This window comes from Nonomuraea sp. NPDC050790 (assembly GCF_044456745.1).
GTDB lineage: Bacteria > Actinomycetota > Actinomycetes > Streptosporangiales > Streptosporangiaceae > Nonomuraea.
On sequence record NZ_JBITGF010000019.1, the window covers coordinates 1 to 16,686 of the forward strand.

The following is a 16,686-nucleotide window of genomic DNA, read 5'->3' on the forward strand; positions in this document are numbered from 1 at the left end:
AAAGCTACGAGGCAGGACTTCACCTCCGAGGCTCGATCATGTGGCTGAAACTCCTCACCTCACCTACATGATCCGAACCCCGAACAGCTCCTAGGTCGAGTGGCTCACCCACGGCTTCCTCGACCCAATGGAGCAACGCCCGCGTCGCCCGTGACCTCGAAGAAGAGGTGCGTTCGCTCAAGGGCGCGCCGGGCCGCGACATTCTCGTCATCAACAGCGCCAGCATCATCAAGGCCCTGGTCCAGGCCGACCTGATCGACGAACTCCACATGGCCGTGATGCCGGCGACCCTCGGCGGCGGAGTACGCCTGCTGCCCGACGGACTCACGTCGACGTGGCAGCTTTCCCACGCCACAACCATCCCCGCCACCGGCGCCGTCTCCTTGTGCTACCGCCGCCCCTGAATCAGTCTCATACATACACTTGCGTGTATATACACAAGGGTGTATGTTCTGGGTGTGGTCAACAACGTGCAACTGCGAATGACGGCGATCTCGGAGCCGAACCGGTTCCGGATCGTCGAGTTGCTCAGGGACGGCCCGCGGGCGGTGGGTGACATCGTCGAGGCGCTGGACCTGGGCCAGCCGCAGGTGTCCCGGCATCTGCGGCTGCTGTCGGAGGCAGGCGTGGTCGAGGTGACCAAGCGAGCACAGCAGCGGATCTACCGGCTGCACCCGGGCGCGATGCGTGAGCTGAGCGACTGGGCGCAAGGGTTCGCCGTTCTGTGGTCGGAGCGGATGGATCGCCTCGGCGCCCTTCTCGACGACACCACCGATCAATGAGGAGCGTGAGCATGTCCCCGCAAACCGCGGATGGGATCGTGGTCGACAGGTCGGCCAACACCCTGCACATCAGCCGCACCTACACGGCCGCGGTCGAGCGCGCGTGGTGGGCCTGGACGGACGCCGAGGCGCTCACCCGCTGGTGGGGACCGCAAGGCTGGGCCGCGACCGTCTACGAGATGGACGTGCGGCCGGGAGGACGCTGGCGCTTCGAGATCGCACCGGTGGACGCCTCCGCCGAGCCCGTACGCAGCATCGCCACCTACACCGCCGTCGCCGACCATCGCGAGCTCGCCTACGACGACGCGTTCGCCGACGCGGCGTGGCAGCCCGACAGCGGTGCCTTCCCGACCTCGGTCACCTTCACCCCGACCGGCCAGGGCTGCAACGCCTCCGTCACCGCGCACTTCCCCGACGGCCAGGCCCTGCAACGGGCCGTAGACCTGCAGATGGCCGACGGCTACGCCGAAGCGCTCGACCGGCTCGGCGGCCTGCTCGACCACTCACCCACCCACGAAGGAGAAACGATCATGTCCGAGCTTTCCACCCTCACCTCCGCCGACGGCACCACCATCGCCTACCAGAAGACCGGATCCGGCCCGGCCATCATCGTGATCAGCAACGTCGCCGAAGACCACACCGGCGTCGCCGGCATCGCCGAGGCGCTGTCCAAAGACTTCACCGTGATCAGCTTCGACCGGCGCGGCCGCGGCGCCAGCGGCGACCCCCAGCCCTACGACCCCGCCCGCGAGATCGACGACATCGCCGCCCTCATCGAGATCGCGGGCGGCTCCGCGGCCCTGACCAGCGGTTCCGGCGGATGCGGGCTGACCCTCGACGCCGCCAGCGCGCTGGGCGACAAGATCACGGGACTCTACCTGTACGAACCGCCGTTCATCGTCGACGACTCCAAGCCCCCGGCGCCCGCCGACTACGTCCAGCACCAGAGCGCCCTGGTCGCCGCGGGCAAACGCAGCGAAGCCGTCGAATACTTCATGACCGAGATGATCGGCGTCCCGGCCGAGTACATCCCGGCGATGAAACAGGACCCCTCCTGGGACGCCATGGCCGCCTACGCCCACACCTACGCCTACGACGGCCAGATCATGCGCGGCCTCCAAGACGGCAAGCCCCTGCCCACCGACCGCTGGTCCATCAAGGCACCCATCGCGGTCGCCGTCGGCGGCAACGGCGAGCCCTTCATCCGCACCGGAGCCCACGCACTGGCCGCCATCCTGCCGGACGTAACCGTCCTGACCCTCGCCGACCACGACCACTCCGCCTTCTGGATGGCCCCCGAACCCGTCGCGGACCAGGCCCGCACCTTCCTCCTCGGCTGACCAGCCCGGCAGACACCGCCCCACGACGATCTTTCCAGCCTCTCGGCCCGTACTTCCTTCTCGGGCGAGTGGTCGCCGATCTCGCCGGCGAACAGCACGGCCGCGTGTCCCTCCCGTGTCAGGGCGGGCAGAGCGGACCGCACCGCGGCGTGCTGGCGGGCGACGTCGGCGGGACACGGCGGCCGCGCTGGCCCTGGCACCGCAGGCACACCTGTAGGGGCGGCGTGAAGGCGATGACGAGGGTAGGCAGGCCGTGCGCGGCCGCAACGGCACGGACCGTGACGCGCCGGCGCTGCTGGCAGTGGGTCCCTTCCACGATCACCGGCCCGCCCCGGGCGCAGCAGGCTTCAGCTCATCGCCAGGCCACGTGGCCGGCGCGAGCAAGAAGCAGGTGCTGGCCGCGCTGGAGTCAGTGGAAGAGCTCGTGCCGGAAGACGACGGGGCCGCGGAGGCGGCGCTGCGCGCCGCGCTGGTGGACAAGTTCAACACCGTGCGGCCGTTCTTGAAGCTGCTGGGCCAATCGAAGTCGCTGGGAGCCGCAGCGGGTGGCCGGCCGATGGGCACGCCCGGTTGTCGGTGGAAAGCTCGGCGCGCTCGGTGAGAGCGCCTCGCTGAAGTGGCTGCGCGGCGCCTGTCAGACGATGCTGCCCCGCATCGACCTGCCCGACCTGCCGAGATCGCTGGCGGCGCTGCTGATCAGCGAGGCCTGCAACGTCGGCCTCACCCCCGGTGATCAAAGACGGGGTCGCCGGATCGCTGGTGACCAACCAGGTGCGCGACCTGCTGCGCATGTTCGCCCGTAACGGCTGCCCGACCCCGCTGGGGCAGGCGTTCGCCGAATACGGCCGCATCGACAAGACCCTGCACCCGCAGTCCATCCTGGACCCGATCGACGACACCTACCGGCGCAACCTCAACAAGCAGCTCACCGTGCAGGAGTCGCGGCACCGACTGGCCCGCACGATCTGCCACGGCGCAGCGGCAGATCCGGAAGACGTATCGGAGGGCCAGGAGGATCAACTCGCCGCGCTCGGCCTGGTCGTCAATGCGGTTGCGCTGTGGAACTCGAACAGCAACTCCTCGAGATCCCCTGGCTCCCGTTGTCGCTGATGCCCTCGGCTGCCACGACAAGACCACCGAACGCCTTCTCAGGGAGAGCGGCGGAGCATGGACTCACTACGCCGCTGGGGAACACTGGTTTCGTTCGTGAGAAGTGACCGCATTTGTTCGTGAGTTCAGACCGCACTTGAGGGCTGGAACCATGATCGATGTTCGGGAGAGCCGACCGCACCATGGGATGGAGGTCGCGGGGTCAGGGAGGCCGGCTTGTCGGTACTCGGCCCTAGCATGCGGAGCATGAACATGAAGCGGTATGTCGACGAGGACCTGCACGGTGCGGAGTTTCGCGAGTGCGATCTGACCGGGGCACGCCTGATCGGCGTCGTCATGCAGGACGCCGTGATCGACGGGCTTGTCACCAACCTCGTGGTGAACGGGGTCGAGGTCACCGAGTACGTCGAGGCAGAGCTCGACCGGCGTAATCCGGTGCGGCTGCTGATCCGCTCCGAGGACCCTGCCGATCTGCGCGAGGCGGCGCGTCAGCTCCATGCCGGCTGGGCCGCCACGATCGAGCGAATCCGTCGTACTCGCGGTCGGGTGTGTGGTGGTGCCGAGCACCCGGATGCGTCTGGTGGCTGGGTCGATGACGGCCAGGATGTACCGACGCCTTCCACCGAGAGTGACGGTCTCGATGAAATCGCAGGCCAGCAGTGCATCGGCTTGGGAGCGCAGGAGTCGGCCCAGGTGGTGGACGCCCGCTCAGGCGCGGGATCGATGCCTTCCTTCTTGAGGATCTCCCAGACCGCGGACGGTGCCACCTTGATGCCGAGCGTGACGAGCTCTCCATGCACCCGCCGGTACCCCCAGGACGGATTTTCCTGTACCAGACGCAAGACGAGGGCGCGGATGGAACGGACGGTTGGCGGGCGCCCGCACCGTTTCGGCGCGTAGGCACGAGCATGACGCCGCTTCGTCAGATCACGATGCCACCGCACGACAGTGTCCGGCCGGATGAGCAGCCTCAGCCGGCGCAAGACATCGCGGGGCAGCGGCGCCAGGAGAGCAGCCAGGAAGGCTCGATCCTCGGGATCGAACCTCACCCGGGTGCCGGTGCCAGGCGAAGGAGTACGACCGGTCATCCTGCCGCACTGGCTTTGTAAGGGCCGGAGCCTGCCTGTAAAGAGAGCAGTGTGGCCGTGACCTGGACGGATGGAATTTATCGGCAGGCGCAATGCCCGGATGCGACAGCGTGGCATGGCGGCGGTGATGTGCTGTCCGCAGGGCGCCTACGGGGATGTCCAGCACCGGATCAGGCATGGCCGCCCGGCAAGTCGTGAGAAACGCACATCTGATGGTGATGGCAGCACCTAGGAGCGTCCAGGCGGGAGACCTATCGTCAGGGCATGCTCCTCAGACGCGTGGCAACCCTGCTCGGCACGGCTCTGCTGGCCGTACCTCTGATGGCTGCCCCCGCCTACGCGGGCGGGGTCTACGACTGCGCGAACGGCGACCGCACCCCGGACCCGACAGGCGCCGGATACTACCTGGGTGGGCGGCTCTGCGGCGGGTCCGGTATCGGCGACGTCGATGTCCACATCAAGGCGGGCCCCGCCGCAGGCCACTACCGGTGCGAGACGGCGTTCTTCTTCGTCCTGACCGGTAACCTCGCCGGCGTCAGGTGCCGGCTGATGTGAGACGTCTCGGCCGTCTCTCTGCTGTCGTGTCTACGGGACAGAACGGCCTGCCGCGGGTGCCATCATGCCGGGTATAGACATCTCGGCCTTCTGGGATCTCATCGAACGCTCCGGTGTCGGGCACGCCACCCGCCAGGCACGCCTGGAGTGGCTGGAGAACGAACTCACCCGCCTGCCGCTGCAGGAGATCGTCGAATACCAGGTCCACTACGAGACGACGCGTGGCCGGGGCCATAGCGACGACATGCTCGGCGCCTACTGGCAGGTGTTCGGGTCGTCGATCAACGGCTTCCATTACGGGGTGAGCTGGCTGATCAGCTTGGGGCGCGAGCCGTACGAGAAGGTCGTCGAGCAGCCGGACCTTTTGACTACGCTACCCCAGGTGGTGGCGGCCTACGCCAACCTATGGTGCTGGACCGACGAGGAGCGGCCGGAGTTCGAACGCCTTGACTATGTGGCGATGCGCGCCTGCCGGAAGATGGGTGTCGGGGAGGCGTTTTCCGCTGCCGTTTTTGAGCAGCGCCCGTCGGGCTATGAGTGGCTCGGCGAGAAGTGGGACTGTGAGGACGGGGCCGAGGCTGAACGCCGTCTGCCTCTCACGATGGCCTTCCTGCGTAGCGACGGAACGTGATCGGCATACCACCTAGGCGACCGTCCCGCGCTCCCAGGAGACGCGAACAGCACTTGTCGCAAGAGGCGCTCGCCGAGAAGGCCAGCCTGAGCCAGAAGACTGATCATTCCGTCGCCGCATCTGTTGGCGCCGCTGGCGCGGCCTACACGGCCACGGGCGTGCCGGTGGAGCACGCCCGCGACCTGTACCGCCCCGACCGGGTCCGCCTGACATCCACCGTCAATGCGCGGCACCAGGCGACCGCAAAACCACCCAATGCCTGCCACGCTGATACGAATCGACACCCGGAATCAGCGGTCGGCGGATCGCCGTTCAGGTCTCCGGCCTCGGCCGAATATCATCCGTAACAACCACGGTCGGTTTCACTTCCCGCAGTTCGTTGCGGTGCCCGTTTGCGCGGTCCCCCGCAGGGGCACACGATCTTGACCAGCGGTTCCGGCCGCTGACCAGGGCGAACATCGCAGAAACGGGCGGGCCTCCAGTCTCACCGGAGTCCCGCCCGTTCCCATTGCAGCCCGCTGGTTGTGGACCCGGAAGACCTCGGCGGCGGCGTTGTACCGGCTTGGGGCGAGCCCTGAAAACGTGCTGGTTGAAGAGGTCCGTGACGCCGTCGATCACGCCGTCCGGGCCCTGCGGGCTCCACTCGCCGTCCTCGCGCCAATGGAGATGCCGAACGACGTGCCGAACCCGACGACGGTGACGAGGCGTGCCGCTCTGACCAGCGTGCACAGGAGTCGCCTCCTGGGGCGGAGGTCGGCATGTGAACGAGCCCTCGAAGATGCCGTACGAGCGGCACAACGATCACTCGTCCGCGGGTGTCTTGATGAGTTCATCGTGGCCATCCCGGAGAGGTAGCGCGCTCGGAGTCGAGGGCGGTCGAGGAGGGCATGCGCGCCTCTTGATTTCGCCATCGGCGGCATCGAGAGTAGGCGGCGGAGGCCGTATGGTGACGAGGTGGATCCGCGGGCGGTTGCGGGCGCGATGGAACCGCTACGCGCGTACGGGCGATCCCCGCCACCTCAAGGGCGACCAGATCCACGTGATGATGTGTCATCTGATCGTCGCGGGCGCGGATGAGGCCGACAGCCGGCTGGTCAGCTCGGTGCTGGCGGCTCGTGGGGCCCACGTGGTGACGCCGGGGGAGCGGCTCGTCCACGCGATGCAACTGTCCGAGATCACCCTGCTGCGGCTCGGCGTGCCGCCCGAGGAGGTGCCCGAGCATCTGGAGGAGTCGTTCCGCCAGTTGACGCGTGGCAGGCAGGAGGAGCCGGAGCCCGCCGTGGCCCGATTCGAGGACAGGGAGCGGGAGGCCCACGCCGGCTCCTCCGAGCGCGACCGCTTCCTCGACGATCTCGCCGTCGAGGTCGCCGAGGGTCAGGTCGCCGAGCTGCCACCCGGCCACCCCGACCGTCCCGCCCGGCTGTTCCAGCACGCGCAGGCGCTGCTGTGGCGGTTCGAGGCGCACGCCGAGCGCGCGGACCTGGAGCAGGCGATCGCCTTGGGCCGGGAGGCGGTCGCGACGGTGACGGCCGATCCGGCGCGGGCGCGGGCGCGCACGGTACTGGCGCAGGCGATGCGGACGCGCTTCCAGCTCTCTGGCGATCTGGACGACCTCGACGAGTCCGCACGCCAGGCCCGCGAGGGGCACGAGCTGGCCGAGCCGGGGTCGGCCGAGGAGATCGCGACGCTCTCCCATCTCGACGCCGCGCTGCTCCTGCGTCACCAGCGCGCCGGCGACCCCGCCGACCTCGCCGACGCCGAACGGCACGCGCGCCGGGTCCTGCTCCTCGCCGGCGACGGTCACCCGGAACGCGCGGTCTTCCTCTCCACCTTGGTCGCGGTGCTCAGGACACGGTTCAACCACGGCGGCGGCGACGCGATCCTGGACGAGATAGTCGAGCTGGCCGAGGAGGCCGTGCGCCGCTCGCCAAAGGTAGTCCCGCTCTGGTCCCGCCGCCTGTCCGCCCTCGCCGACGCGCTGAGCCTGCGGTACGAGGTCACCGGCGCCTTCGCCGACCTGCGCGAGACGATCGCCGTGCAACGTGCGGCCGTGGAGGACTGCCCCGCCACGCACGCAGAGTACCCGGCCTACCGGTTCAACCTGGGGGTGGGCCTGTTCACCAGGTACCTGCGCAACGGCGCCGCCGCCGACCTGGACGAGGCGGTCAGGGCCTGCCGGGAGGCCGTGGAACGCATGCCGCCCGGCCATGTGTGGCGTGCCGCCTTCGAGGCGCACCTGGCCGTCATCTTGCGGGCGAGGCACACGGCCACCGGGAGGCGGGAGGACCTCGACGAGGCGATCGGCCTGGCCGCGCGGGTGGTCGCCGACCTCGCCGAGCCGAACCCCCGATGGGCCTGGACCGTCTCGTTGCTCAGTCTCCTGCACGGCAGCAGATACCAGTCGCTGGGCGATCCCGCCGACCTCGCCGAGGCCGTCCGCCTGGGCCGGGCGGCGCTGGCGGCGACGCCGTACGAGCGGCGCGACCGGGTCGTTGTCGTCAACAACCTCGTGGCTGTACTCCTCATGGGCGAGGCGGACGGGGATCTAGCCGTCGAACTCGCCCGCGAGGCCGCGGGCCGGGAGGAACTGGGCCACGAGTCCCTGAGCGTGCTGGCCGCCGCCCTGATGCGGCAGGCGCAGCGTACTGGGGAGAAAGCTCTGCTGGACGAGGCGAGCGCGTCGCTGCGCGCCGCGAGCCGGAGCGCGAGCGCTCCGGTGAGCAGCCGCGTCGACGCTGCTCTGGCGTGGGCGTCGCTGGAGATCGAACGCAAGGACTGGGACACCGCCGCCACGGCCGCCACGGCCTGTGCGGAACTGCTGCCTCTGCTGGCCTGGCGCGGCCTGGCCCGGCAGGACCAGGAGCGGCACCTCGTCGACGTCGGCAGCATGGCCAGGGTGGGCGCGGCGTGCGCGCTCTCAGCGGGCCGGCCGGAGGCCGCGGTCGAGATCCTGGAGCAGGGACGCGGCGTCCTGCTCGCCCAAGCGCTCGACACCCGCACCGACGCGGCTGAACTCGCGGCGGCGCACCCGGATCTGGCGCGGCGCCTTGACGAGGTCCGCCGCGCGCTCGACACACTGCTCGTCGAACGGCCCCCCAGCGACGTCGACGACCCGTCCCGCGACGCCGACCGCCGGCAGCGCCTCGCTTCCCGCTGGGACGACCTCGTCACTGAGATCCGCGCTCTCGACGGCTTCCACGACTTCCTGCGGCCCCTGGACGCCGGACGAATGAAGCGCACGGCGGCTGAAGGCGCCCTGATCTACCTCAACGTGTGCGAACTACGCAGCGACGCACTGATCGTCACCCCGGACGAGGTGCGCACGCTGCCGCTGCCCGGCCTCACCTCCGACGCGCTGTATGACAACGTCGCCGATTTCCTGAGCGTGACCGCGCTCGGCGACCCCACCACGTCCAGTGCTCGCCTGCTGCTTAACGACGTACTCGCGTGGTTGTGGAAGGCGGTCGCGCGGCCTGTGCTCGACGAGCTCGGCCACGGCCCGGCCCAGGACCAGCCCCGAGTGTGGTGGCTGCCCACGGGCCCACTGGCGTTCCTGCCGCTGCACGCGGCCGGCGACGGCCACGACAGCGTGCTCGACCGGGTCGTGTCGTCCTACACACCCACGATCAGGTCGCTCGACCACATGCGCGACCGGCCGCGCACGTCGACGGGCCCGCCCACCGTCGTCGCCCTGCCCGATCAGGGGCTGCCGAACGCACTGCGGGAGGTGACGGCCGTCTTGGACCGCTTCCCCGGGGCACAGGCACTGGTCGGAGCCGGCGCCACTCGGGAGGCGGTGCTGGAGGCGCTGCGCCACTGCGGTGCCGTGCACTTCGCGTGCCACGGCGACCAAGCCATCGAGAGCCCTTCCGGCGCGGCGCTCGTGCTGCACGACGACCGGCTTACCGTTCCCGACTTGTCGCGGATGCGCCTCGACCGGGCCGAGTTCGCGTTCCTGTCCGCCTGCCACACCGCTCGCCCCGGCCTGGTCCTGCAAGAGGAGGCCGTGCATCTCGCGGGCGCGCTGCACCTGGCGGGATTCCGCCAGGTCGTGGGCACGCTGTGGGCGGTGCTCGACCCAGTCGCCGCCACGATCTCCGAGCAGGTCTACGACCGGCTCGCGACGTCGGGTGACGGTCTGATCGCCGCGGACGCAGCGTGGGCTCTGCACGACGTGCTCCGCCACGTCCGCGCCGCCGCCCCCGACCAGCCACACCTGTGGGCCTCTCACATCCACCTGGGACCTTGATGAGCGATCCGCTGACCCTGGGTACGATCTGCCGCGACTGGTTCGGGCTGCGCAGGCTGGCGCTGCGCAGGCGCCTCGGGCCCGAGTTCGACCGGCTGATCGCGCTCGCCCGCGACGGTGAGGAGGTCGCCGACAGCCTGGCCGCGCTGCTCGAACTGCCGGCCGCCACTGCGCCTGACCCCACACGGGAGACGTACGCGGCGCTGCCCGGAGCGTTCGGGCACGTGGCGAATGGCGCCTACGTGTGTCCCGGAGGCACCTGCCCGCGCGAGGTGGTGCGCGGCCCGGCGCAAGGCCTTCCCTACTGCGGCGTCCACGGCCGCGACATGCAGTTCTCGCCGGCGTTCGGGTCGGGCGCGTGAGCACCGTACTGGACGAGCTCGGCAAGAAGATCGCCGAGCGGTGGATGACGCTCCTGGTCCTGCCCGGGCTCCTCTACGTGGCGACGCTCACGGCGGCCGTCGTGCTCGGGCAGCGCCTCTGGTACGGCACGGAGCAGTTGGTCGGCCGTATGGAGGGCCTGGCCGGGCAGCTCGATGGGCGGCCGGCCGCGCTGGCGCTGCTTCTGCTCGGCATCGTGCTCGCGGCCGCCGCCGCCGGGCTGCTGGCCCAGGGCCTCGCGGGTCTGACGGAGCGGATCTGGACGGTGTCTTGGTCGAGGGGCCCGGCTCGTCTGTTGGGCGACAAGCTCGTCGAACGCCGTGCCCGCAAATGGGACGCCGCCCACAAGCGCTTCCTCCAAGCCGAACCGGCTGAAGCGCACGCGCTCGCCGAGGTTCGTAACCGCATCGGGCTGGAGCGGCCGGTGCTGCCGGCGCGGATCGGCGATCGCCTGCGCGCGACGCAGAACCGCGTCTGGCAGCACTACGGCTTAGACCTGGCCACCGCCTGGCCCCGCCTCTGGCTCGTCGTGGACGACGCGACGCGGCAGACGGTCGCCGCCGCGCGTCGCGGCTTCGACACGGCGACCACGCTCGCCGCGTGGGGCGCGCTGTACGCCGCGCTCGCCGTCGTGTGGTGGCCCGGCGGGGTAATCGGCGCGGTCGTGATCGTAACGGGCGCGCGCCGGGGGCTGCGGGCCGCCGCACAACTGGCCGACCTGGTCGAGGCGGTCGTCGACCTGCGTCATCGCGACCTCGCCCGCGCCCTCGGCCTCCTGGACGAGGACGCGCCGTACTCGACGGTCGTCGGACGCCGCATCACGGAACAGCTTCGTAAGGGGACATGAGATCAGACGCCCGCTTTCTCCAGTTACATGCGGGAATCAGCTCGGGTCGCTTGACTCCCCGCTGAACGTTCCTTAGCCGTCACGCCCTGGTGCTGCCGAAGATCGTCCGCAACTCCGAGGTCCGCCGGCGCGAGATCCCGCCGAAGCCGACCTGCGCACCGCCGCCCGCGAGCCGAAGGCGCGGCTCCGAAGAAGAGATCTTTGCGGTGGGGCGGGCAGTCGTGGTCCCGCGTACAGATCGGCATGATGTACGCGCTGTTCACCGACACCGAGGGAGATGTCCTGAAGGTCGTGGGCGGCAGGTAACCGGCAGGACCGGGTGATCGTCAGGTGGACCAGGTTCGGCGGTACTCGCGGGGAGAGATCTTGCGTCGCTCCACGAAGCGCTCCCTGAGCAGGGCGGCGCTGCCGTACCCGGTCCGTCTGGCGACCTCCTCGATCGGCAGGTCGGTGGTGACCAGCAAGTCCTCGGCCAGGTTGAGTCGCTGGTCCCGCAGCCAGGCCTGCGGAGAACCCCCTGTCGCGGCCCTGAAACGGCGGGCGAACGTACGGCGGCTCATGAGCGCCCGCGCCGCGAGTTCGTCCACCGAAACGCGCTGATCCAACCGGTCGCGGGCCCATTGGAGGACGCGCGCCAGCCGCTCGTCCCCGCCGTCGGCGGGGACCGGGGTGGCGATGTACTGCGCCTGCCCGCCCTCACGGTGCGGCGGCGTGACCAGTTCCCTGGCGATGGCGTTGGCCCTGGCCGGGCCGTGCTCCCGCCGTACCAGGTGGAGCCCGAGGTCGATGCCCGCCGCCGCGCCCGCGCCGGTCAGGACCCGCCCCTCGTCAACGTACAGTTCGTCGGGACTGACGGTCACGGCCGGATAGCGTGCGGCGAGCTCTGTGGCGAAGCGCCAGTGCGTGGTGGCCCGCCGCCCGTCAAGCAGTCCCGAGGCGGCCAGCCCGAACACCCCGACGCAGTGGGCGGCCACGATCGCCCCTCTGCCGCAGGCCGCCCGGAACGCCGCGCGCACCGGTTCAGGCGGCGGCGTGCGGAACGCGTCACCCGGCAACGACAACACCAGGTCGGCCGTCAGCAATCGCTCCACCCCGTGCTCGACCGCCAGCTTCTGCCCCAGATCGGTCCGCACGGGGCCGGGCCGGAACCCGCACACCGCGAAGTCGAACCCGCCGAACACCTCGCCCACCACACCCAGAGCGAGCGCGGTCACCCCGTCGGGCGCGTACGCCGCAACTGTCTTGAATCCCACAAGTGGCACAACTACCACCCTTAATGGCGTATTGGCCACTGTTTACGCAGGTCGCCTCCCGGCACTCTTTCCTGGTGACCACGACAGAAGCCCCCTCGGGCCGTTCCGCCACCCACCACGTCCTGCACATCGGCTACACCAGCTCGACCGGTCCCGGCGTGGCCGCGACCGTGTCCTACGTCGCGGACGGTGACCTGCGCATCATCTTCGACCCCGGCATGGTGCCCGGCCCATCGGCCATCCTCGAGCCCCTGGCCGCGCTCGGGCTGACGCCCGCTGACATCACAGACGTGATCCTCAGCCATCACCACCCCGACAACATCGTCAACGCCGCTCTCTTCCCGCAGGCTCGCATGCACGACCACAAAGCCATCTACCAGGGGCACACGCGGACGGACCGGGACCCGGATGGGCATGTGCTGACCGACTCGCTCAAGCTGCTGGCCACGCCCGGGCACAGCGCCCAGGACATCACCCTGCTCGTGGGTACGGCAGGCGGTGTCGTCGCCCTGGCCGGGGACCTGTGGTGGCGGGCCGACGGGCCGGCGGACGATCCGGTGGCGCCGGACCGGGAGCAGTTGCGGCGCAGCCGGGAGCGGGTCCTCGCAGCGGCCGACACGATCGTGCCGGGGCATGGGGCGCCGTTCGCGGGTTCGGGGGATGCGGTTCTCTGACGGAGGCGTCCGGCTGGTCAAAGCGTGCGCCCCGTGCGATGCCCGAGCTCGGTGAGACCGGGCGGCCACGTCCTGATGGGCGGCGATGGCTTCCGCAAAGTCGCCGCAGCTCCTGTCCTGAACAGTCCTGTGCGGGGCGGTCCGACGGCGCCGCCCCGCACAGGTCGGTCACTCCTCGCAGCCGCCCTCGGTCTCGGCCTCGCAGAAGTCGCTGCCGGGGCCGCCGAACGCCTGGTCGGATCCACCCTCGTTGCCGAGCAGGATGTCGGCGCCGCCGTTGCCGCTCAGGACGTCGTTGTCGGTGTTGCCCGAGACGAAGTCCTGAGCCGAGCCACCGAAGAAGGTGTCACGGCCGGGCCCGAGGAAGGCCCGCGACCTGAGCGAGGTGTTGTTGCGCACGGTGTCGGAGCCGCCCTGGCTGTTGACGAGGATGTTGGTGATCCCCGCGCTCGGGCACCTGACGGTGTGATCGTCCACCTTCGAGCAGACGGCGCTGCCCGCGAGCAAGGTGTCCGCGGGGTTCCTGACGACCAGGAACCCGTTTTCCAGGTTGATGCTGATGTCGTCGGCCACGTTCGCCGAGTTGACGGAGAGCTGCCCCGAGGAGGCGCTCACGTTGGTGAACGCCATCGCAGGGCCGGCCGTGACGGCCACCAGAGGCATGGCGAGCAGGGCCCCCGTGAGTATCGCGTGTCTGGTCTTCAATGCCGGCTCCTTCAGGCCTGCTGTTCGCAGGAGTTCTCCGCCTCGGCGTCGCACAGGTCGATGCCCGCGCCGCCGAAGACCTGGTCGAAGCCCCCGCTGTCGCCGATGAGGATGTCGCTGCCGCCGTTGCCGTCGATGAGGTCGTTGCCCTCGTCGCCGTTGACGAAGTCCCGGGCGCTGCCGCCGGAGTACTGATCGCCCTCCGGGCCGAGGAAGGCCCGCGTGGGCAGCGCCGTGTTGTTGCGGACGACGTCGCCGCCGCCCTGCGTCTGCACCTGGATCTTGGTGATCCCGGCGCTGGGGCAGCGGACGGTGCGGCTGTCGAGCCGCTGGCAGTTGAAGCTGGGGGTGTTCATGGTGTCCTTGAAGTTCCGGACGACCAGGAATCCCCCTTCGAGGCTGATGTTGATCTCGTCGCCGACGTTCCCCGAGTTGATCGTGAGCTGGCCGCCGACGCCGCTCACGCTGGTGGCCGCCATCGCCGGGCCGGCCAACACGGCCGTCAGGGGAAGGGCGAGCAGTGCCCCCGTGGTGAGTGCGCGCTTGAGTCTCATGGTTCTCCTTGTTGAGTGATCGGCCCCCTGTCCGCAGGGAAGTACATCCCGATCACGCCGGAGAATCTGCGTCCAAAGACGCGCTGGGGGACGGTTGCTTTTCCCGAGTCCGATGTGCCCGGCGTCCGGAGTCGCCGCGGGCCTGGTGGTGCGGGCACGGCACGGACCCCGCGCGGGCCCGGCGGCCTCACCCCGCTGTTCCACGCCAGCCTGACGCCCTACGGCGAGATCCGCGTGGACCTCACCGGCCTGCCGACCGCGTCGCGACGCCAGGCCCGGAGTCAGGACCCGCTGCGCCGTCCTGGCGCGTCCCTGGGCCACTTCAACAGCAGGAGAACCGCAGCTCGAAATCCCAAACTCGGAATGGCCCCGGCCTGGTCATCGGCCGAGCCTGTGGGTCAGTCGATGCCGTCGATGATGCGGAAGTCGCGCTCGAAACCGTCGGGAAGGGCCACCAGCGCCTTCCGGTACGCCTCGCTCTCGTATGTCGCCACGGCCTGTTCGAAACTGTCGAACTCGATCAGAACGACGCGTTGCGTGATCCCGGCCTCGTGGGCGACCACTCGACCGCCACGGGACGGGATCCGGGACAGGACGCGCCCGCCCCCGGCCTCGACAGCCAGACCGGCCAGCTCGTCGTAGGCGGCCAGCCTCCCGGAGTCGGAACCGGCGGGGTAGACACTGACCCAGTAACCCTTGGCCATGGAAACCTCCTGCGTCAGGCCGGACACGTCCGACGTCGAAATACACGCTCAGGCGACAGGTACAGCGGTTGCCTGAATCGCCATATGCGCAGGTTAGGGCTTGATGTGGGGTCGAGGGAAAGATCGGTTCTGGCTAGACTCAGAACGGATCGTTATCAATCGGCGGGGAGGACACGTGGCGCCGGACACGGTGAGCCTGCGGTACTTCCTGGTGCTGGCGCAGGAGCTGAACTTCACCCGTGCGGCCGCACGGATCGGTATCGCACAGCCCGCCCTCAGCGCCCGGATGCGCCGGCTGGAGGCGGAACTCGGCACGGCCCTGCTGGTCCGCAACACGCGTAGCGTCGTGCTGACCACGGCCGGCGCGGCCCTGGCGGAGTCCGCGCCGCCCGCGCTGGCGGCGCTGGACCGGGCATGGGACACCGCCCGGAGCGCGGCGGCCGGCGAACTGGGCACGCTGCGCCTCGGATACAGCCTCAGCGCCGGGGCCGAGACGGTACCGGCCCTGGTGGACAGGCTGACGCGCGGCAACAGCGGACTCGAGGTCGGCGCGGTCCCGATGGCCACACCGGAGATCTCCCCGGCGGTCGCCGACGGCCGCATCGATGCCGGGATCACCCGCGGCGAACAGCCGGGCCGTGGCGTGCGCCGGTTCCTGCTGCGGCGCATGCGCGTGGGGGTCCAACTGGCGCGGCACCATCCGCTGGCCGAACACCCGGAGATCGAGATCGCCGACGCGGCCGCGTATCCGCTGCGACTCCCGGACCGTGCGGCCAACCCCGTGATCCACGACCAGTTGTCCGCGCTGTTCCGAGACGCCCGGCCGCACCCTCGATTCCACACGCCCGCGGTCTCCTTCGACCTGTCCCAGCGCGACCTGCTCGACGGGGTCACCCTCGCCCCGGCCGGAGAGGCCGCGGCCACGGCGCAGCCGGCCGGTCTCACCTGGCGGCCGCTGCGGGGCGCGCCCGGCTTGACGATCCACCTGGTCCTCCCGCGCGAGCAGTCGCCGCTGCACCACCGCATCCGCGCCGTCGCCAAAGCCCTGGCGCACGAGTTGCACTGGCTGCCGGACTGACGCGCAAGCGAACTTCAACAAACTGGCCGCCCTGGTTTCGCCCGCTCTCGAAGACGTACTCGAAAGCCGGTGCGGCACGTTGACATGAAGGCGCGGGCTCGACCACCTCGATTCCCTTCGCGGCATGTCATGGCCCAGGTTTCTCGGGCGGGGCCGATTGTTGGCGATTGATTGATTTTTCGTTCCCGCTGAATCTGAACAACTACGGCGCTGTATCCCAGAACCAGAAGAGGTGCTTCTTCTGTCAAGAAGCACTCACATCGAGGAGAAGGGTCGTTCCATGGCAGCGCTGAAAAGGTCACTCACGACGATGGCCGCAGTAGGAGTCTTACTGGGTGGCGGACCGGCGGTAGCCGCGGGGGCGGAGGTGTCCGCGGCGGCGCCGAACACGTCGCCCGCCGCTGCGTCGCGCCAGTTCATCTCGGGAGGCGGGAGTGTCACCTGTCAGTCGCAGTACGCGTGTGCTTCGGTGCCCTATGGCAATGGGGCCTACGTCTTCAAGTTCTTCAGGTACGGCCGCTACAGCCTGAGCGACTGGCTTGGTAGAGGAATCGCCGCCAACAGCCAGACCGGCGGTGCCGCCATGCGCCTCGAGAACAGAAACCAGGTACAGATCGGCTGTATCCCGGCCGGAGTTTCCGGTATCGGAGTGGACTGGGACCCGGTCTGGTTCATCAACCTGACTGCCAGCCCATGCTGAGTGCTCAACCGGAGAAGGGAATGAGGGTGCTCAGG

Annotated in this window: 18 protein-coding genes and 2 pseudogenes; 15 read left to right on the top strand and 5 right to left on the bottom strand. The window is 69.7% G+C overall.

From position 1 onward, the window contains the following. Positions 1-164: 164 nt before the first annotated feature. The 3 genes and pseudogenes from ACIBEJ_RS50675 to ACIBEJ_RS50685 all read left to right on the top strand — a co-directional run. Positions 165-404, top strand: a pseudogene (locus tag ACIBEJ_RS50675) (dihydrofolate reductase family protein); the annotation flags it as partial. 39 nt (positions 405-443) lie between these two features. Further along, positions 444-782: an ArsR/SmtB family transcription factor gene (locus ACIBEJ_RS50680; protein ID WP_397190234.1), complete on the top strand. Its 339-nt coding sequence runs from the start codon at positions 444-446 to the stop codon at positions 780-782. Positions 783-793: 11 nt separating this feature from the next. Next, entirely contained in the window at positions 794-2,122 is a 1,329-nt protein-coding gene (locus tag ACIBEJ_RS50685) for an alpha/beta fold hydrolase (RefSeq protein ID WP_397190235.1), read from the top strand. A gap of 118 nt (positions 2,123-2,240) precedes the next feature. Here the strand turns inward: ACIBEJ_RS50685 and ACIBEJ_RS50690 are convergent, their stop codons facing one another. Further along, the gene (locus ACIBEJ_RS50690; RefSeq protein WP_397190236.1) at positions 2,241-2,444 is read right to left on the bottom strand and encodes a hypothetical protein; all 204 of its coding nucleotides are present in this window, start codon (positions 2,442-2,444) and stop codon (positions 2,241-2,243) included. Here ACIBEJ_RS50690 and ACIBEJ_RS50695 point away from each other — a divergent pair. The 9 genes and pseudogenes from ACIBEJ_RS50695 (at position 2,376) to ACIBEJ_RS50735 (ending at position 10,983) form a co-directional block, all read left to right on the top strand. Then, positions 2,376-2,723: a hypothetical protein gene (locus ACIBEJ_RS50695; RefSeq protein ID WP_397190355.1), complete on the top strand. Its 348-nt coding sequence runs from the start codon at positions 2,376-2,378 to the stop codon at positions 2,721-2,723. The two genes, ACIBEJ_RS50690 and ACIBEJ_RS50695, sit on opposite strands and share 69 nt — an antisense overlap. A gap of 143 nt (positions 2,724-2,866) precedes the next feature. Then, positions 2,867-3,190: pseudogene (locus ACIBEJ_RS50700) on the top strand (Tn3 family transposase); the annotation flags it as partial. Between the two features lie 288 nt (positions 3,191-3,478). Continuing rightward, on the top strand, positions 3,479-4,132 hold the full coding sequence (locus ACIBEJ_RS50705) for a hypothetical protein (protein WP_397190237.1): 654 nt from the start codon (positions 3,479-3,481) through the stop codon (positions 4,130-4,132). 452 nt (positions 4,133-4,584) lie between these two features. Beyond that, positions 4,585-4,875, top strand: a complete 291-nt coding sequence (locus ACIBEJ_RS50710; protein WP_397190238.1) for a hypothetical protein — start codon at positions 4,585-4,587, stop codon at positions 4,873-4,875. Between the two features lie 64 nt (positions 4,876-4,939). After that, positions 4,940-5,506: a DUF4240 domain-containing protein gene (locus ACIBEJ_RS50715; protein WP_397190239.1), complete on the top strand. Its 567-nt coding sequence runs from the start codon at positions 4,940-4,942 to the stop codon at positions 5,504-5,506. A 53-nt stretch (positions 5,507-5,559) separates the two neighbouring features. Next, positions 5,560-5,853, top strand: coding sequence for a hypothetical protein (locus ACIBEJ_RS50720; protein WP_397190240.1), 294 nt, complete (start codon positions 5,560-5,562; stop codon positions 5,851-5,853). A gap of 596 nt (positions 5,854-6,449) precedes the next feature. Further along, positions 6,450-9,755, top strand: coding sequence for a CHAT domain-containing protein (locus ACIBEJ_RS50725; RefSeq protein ID WP_397190241.1), 3,306 nt, complete (start codon positions 6,450-6,452; stop codon positions 9,753-9,755). Further along, positions 9,755-10,117 (top strand): hypothetical protein, encoded by a 363-nt coding sequence (locus ACIBEJ_RS50730; protein WP_397190242.1) that lies wholly within the window; start codon positions 9,755-9,757, stop codon positions 10,115-10,117. The genes ACIBEJ_RS50725 and ACIBEJ_RS50730 overlap by 1 nt, the downstream gene beginning before the upstream one ends. Beyond that, positions 10,114-10,983, top strand: a complete 870-nt coding sequence (locus ACIBEJ_RS50735; RefSeq protein ID WP_397190243.1) for a hypothetical protein — start codon at positions 10,114-10,116, stop codon at positions 10,981-10,983. The genes ACIBEJ_RS50730 and ACIBEJ_RS50735 overlap by 4 nt, the downstream gene beginning before the upstream one ends. Before the next feature lie 326 nt (positions 10,984-11,309). On the opposite strand, the gene ACIBEJ_RS50740 is transcribed toward ACIBEJ_RS50735, so the two are convergent. Continuing rightward, complete coding sequence (locus ACIBEJ_RS50740) at positions 11,310-12,245, bottom strand: helix-turn-helix domain-containing protein (RefSeq protein ID WP_397190244.1); 936 nt, start codon at positions 12,243-12,245, stop codon at positions 11,310-11,312. A 65-nt stretch (positions 12,246-12,310) separates the two neighbouring features. Here ACIBEJ_RS50740 and ACIBEJ_RS50745 point away from each other — a divergent pair, with 65 nt between their 5' ends. Beyond that, entirely contained in the window at positions 12,311-12,910 is a 600-nt protein-coding gene (locus ACIBEJ_RS50745) for an MBL fold metallo-hydrolase (protein ID WP_397190245.1), read from the top strand. Between the two features lie 168 nt (positions 12,911-13,078). Here ACIBEJ_RS50745 and ACIBEJ_RS50750 read toward each other — a convergent pair whose 3' ends face one another. The 3 genes from ACIBEJ_RS50750 to ACIBEJ_RS50760 form a co-directional block, all read right to left on the bottom strand. After that, positions 13,079-13,615: a hypothetical protein gene (locus tag ACIBEJ_RS50750; RefSeq protein WP_397190246.1), complete on the bottom strand. Its 537-nt coding sequence runs from the start codon at positions 13,613-13,615 to the stop codon at positions 13,079-13,081. Positions 13,616-13,626: 11 nt separating this feature from the next. Beyond that, positions 13,627-14,169: a hypothetical protein gene (locus tag ACIBEJ_RS50755; RefSeq protein WP_397190247.1), complete on the bottom strand. Its 543-nt coding sequence runs from the start codon at positions 14,167-14,169 to the stop codon at positions 13,627-13,629. Positions 14,170-14,567: 398 nt separating this feature from the next. After that, entirely contained in the window at positions 14,568-14,873 is a 306-nt protein-coding gene (locus ACIBEJ_RS50760; RefSeq protein ID WP_397190248.1) for a DUF1330 domain-containing protein, read from the bottom strand. A 175-nt stretch (positions 14,874-15,048) separates the two neighbouring features. On the opposite strand from ACIBEJ_RS50760, the gene ACIBEJ_RS50765 reads away from it, so the two are divergent. Together ACIBEJ_RS50765 and ACIBEJ_RS50770 are read left to right on the top strand one after the other, a co-directional pair. After that, positions 15,049-15,951: a LysR family transcriptional regulator gene (locus ACIBEJ_RS50765; RefSeq protein WP_397190249.1), complete on the top strand. Its 903-nt coding sequence runs from the start codon at positions 15,049-15,051 to the stop codon at positions 15,949-15,951. Between the two features lie 280 nt (positions 15,952-16,231). Continuing rightward, positions 16,232-16,651 (top strand): hypothetical protein, encoded by a 420-nt coding sequence (locus ACIBEJ_RS50770; protein ID WP_397190250.1) that lies wholly within the window; start codon positions 16,232-16,234, stop codon positions 16,649-16,651. The last annotated feature ends 35 nt before the right edge of the window (positions 16,652-16,686 follow it).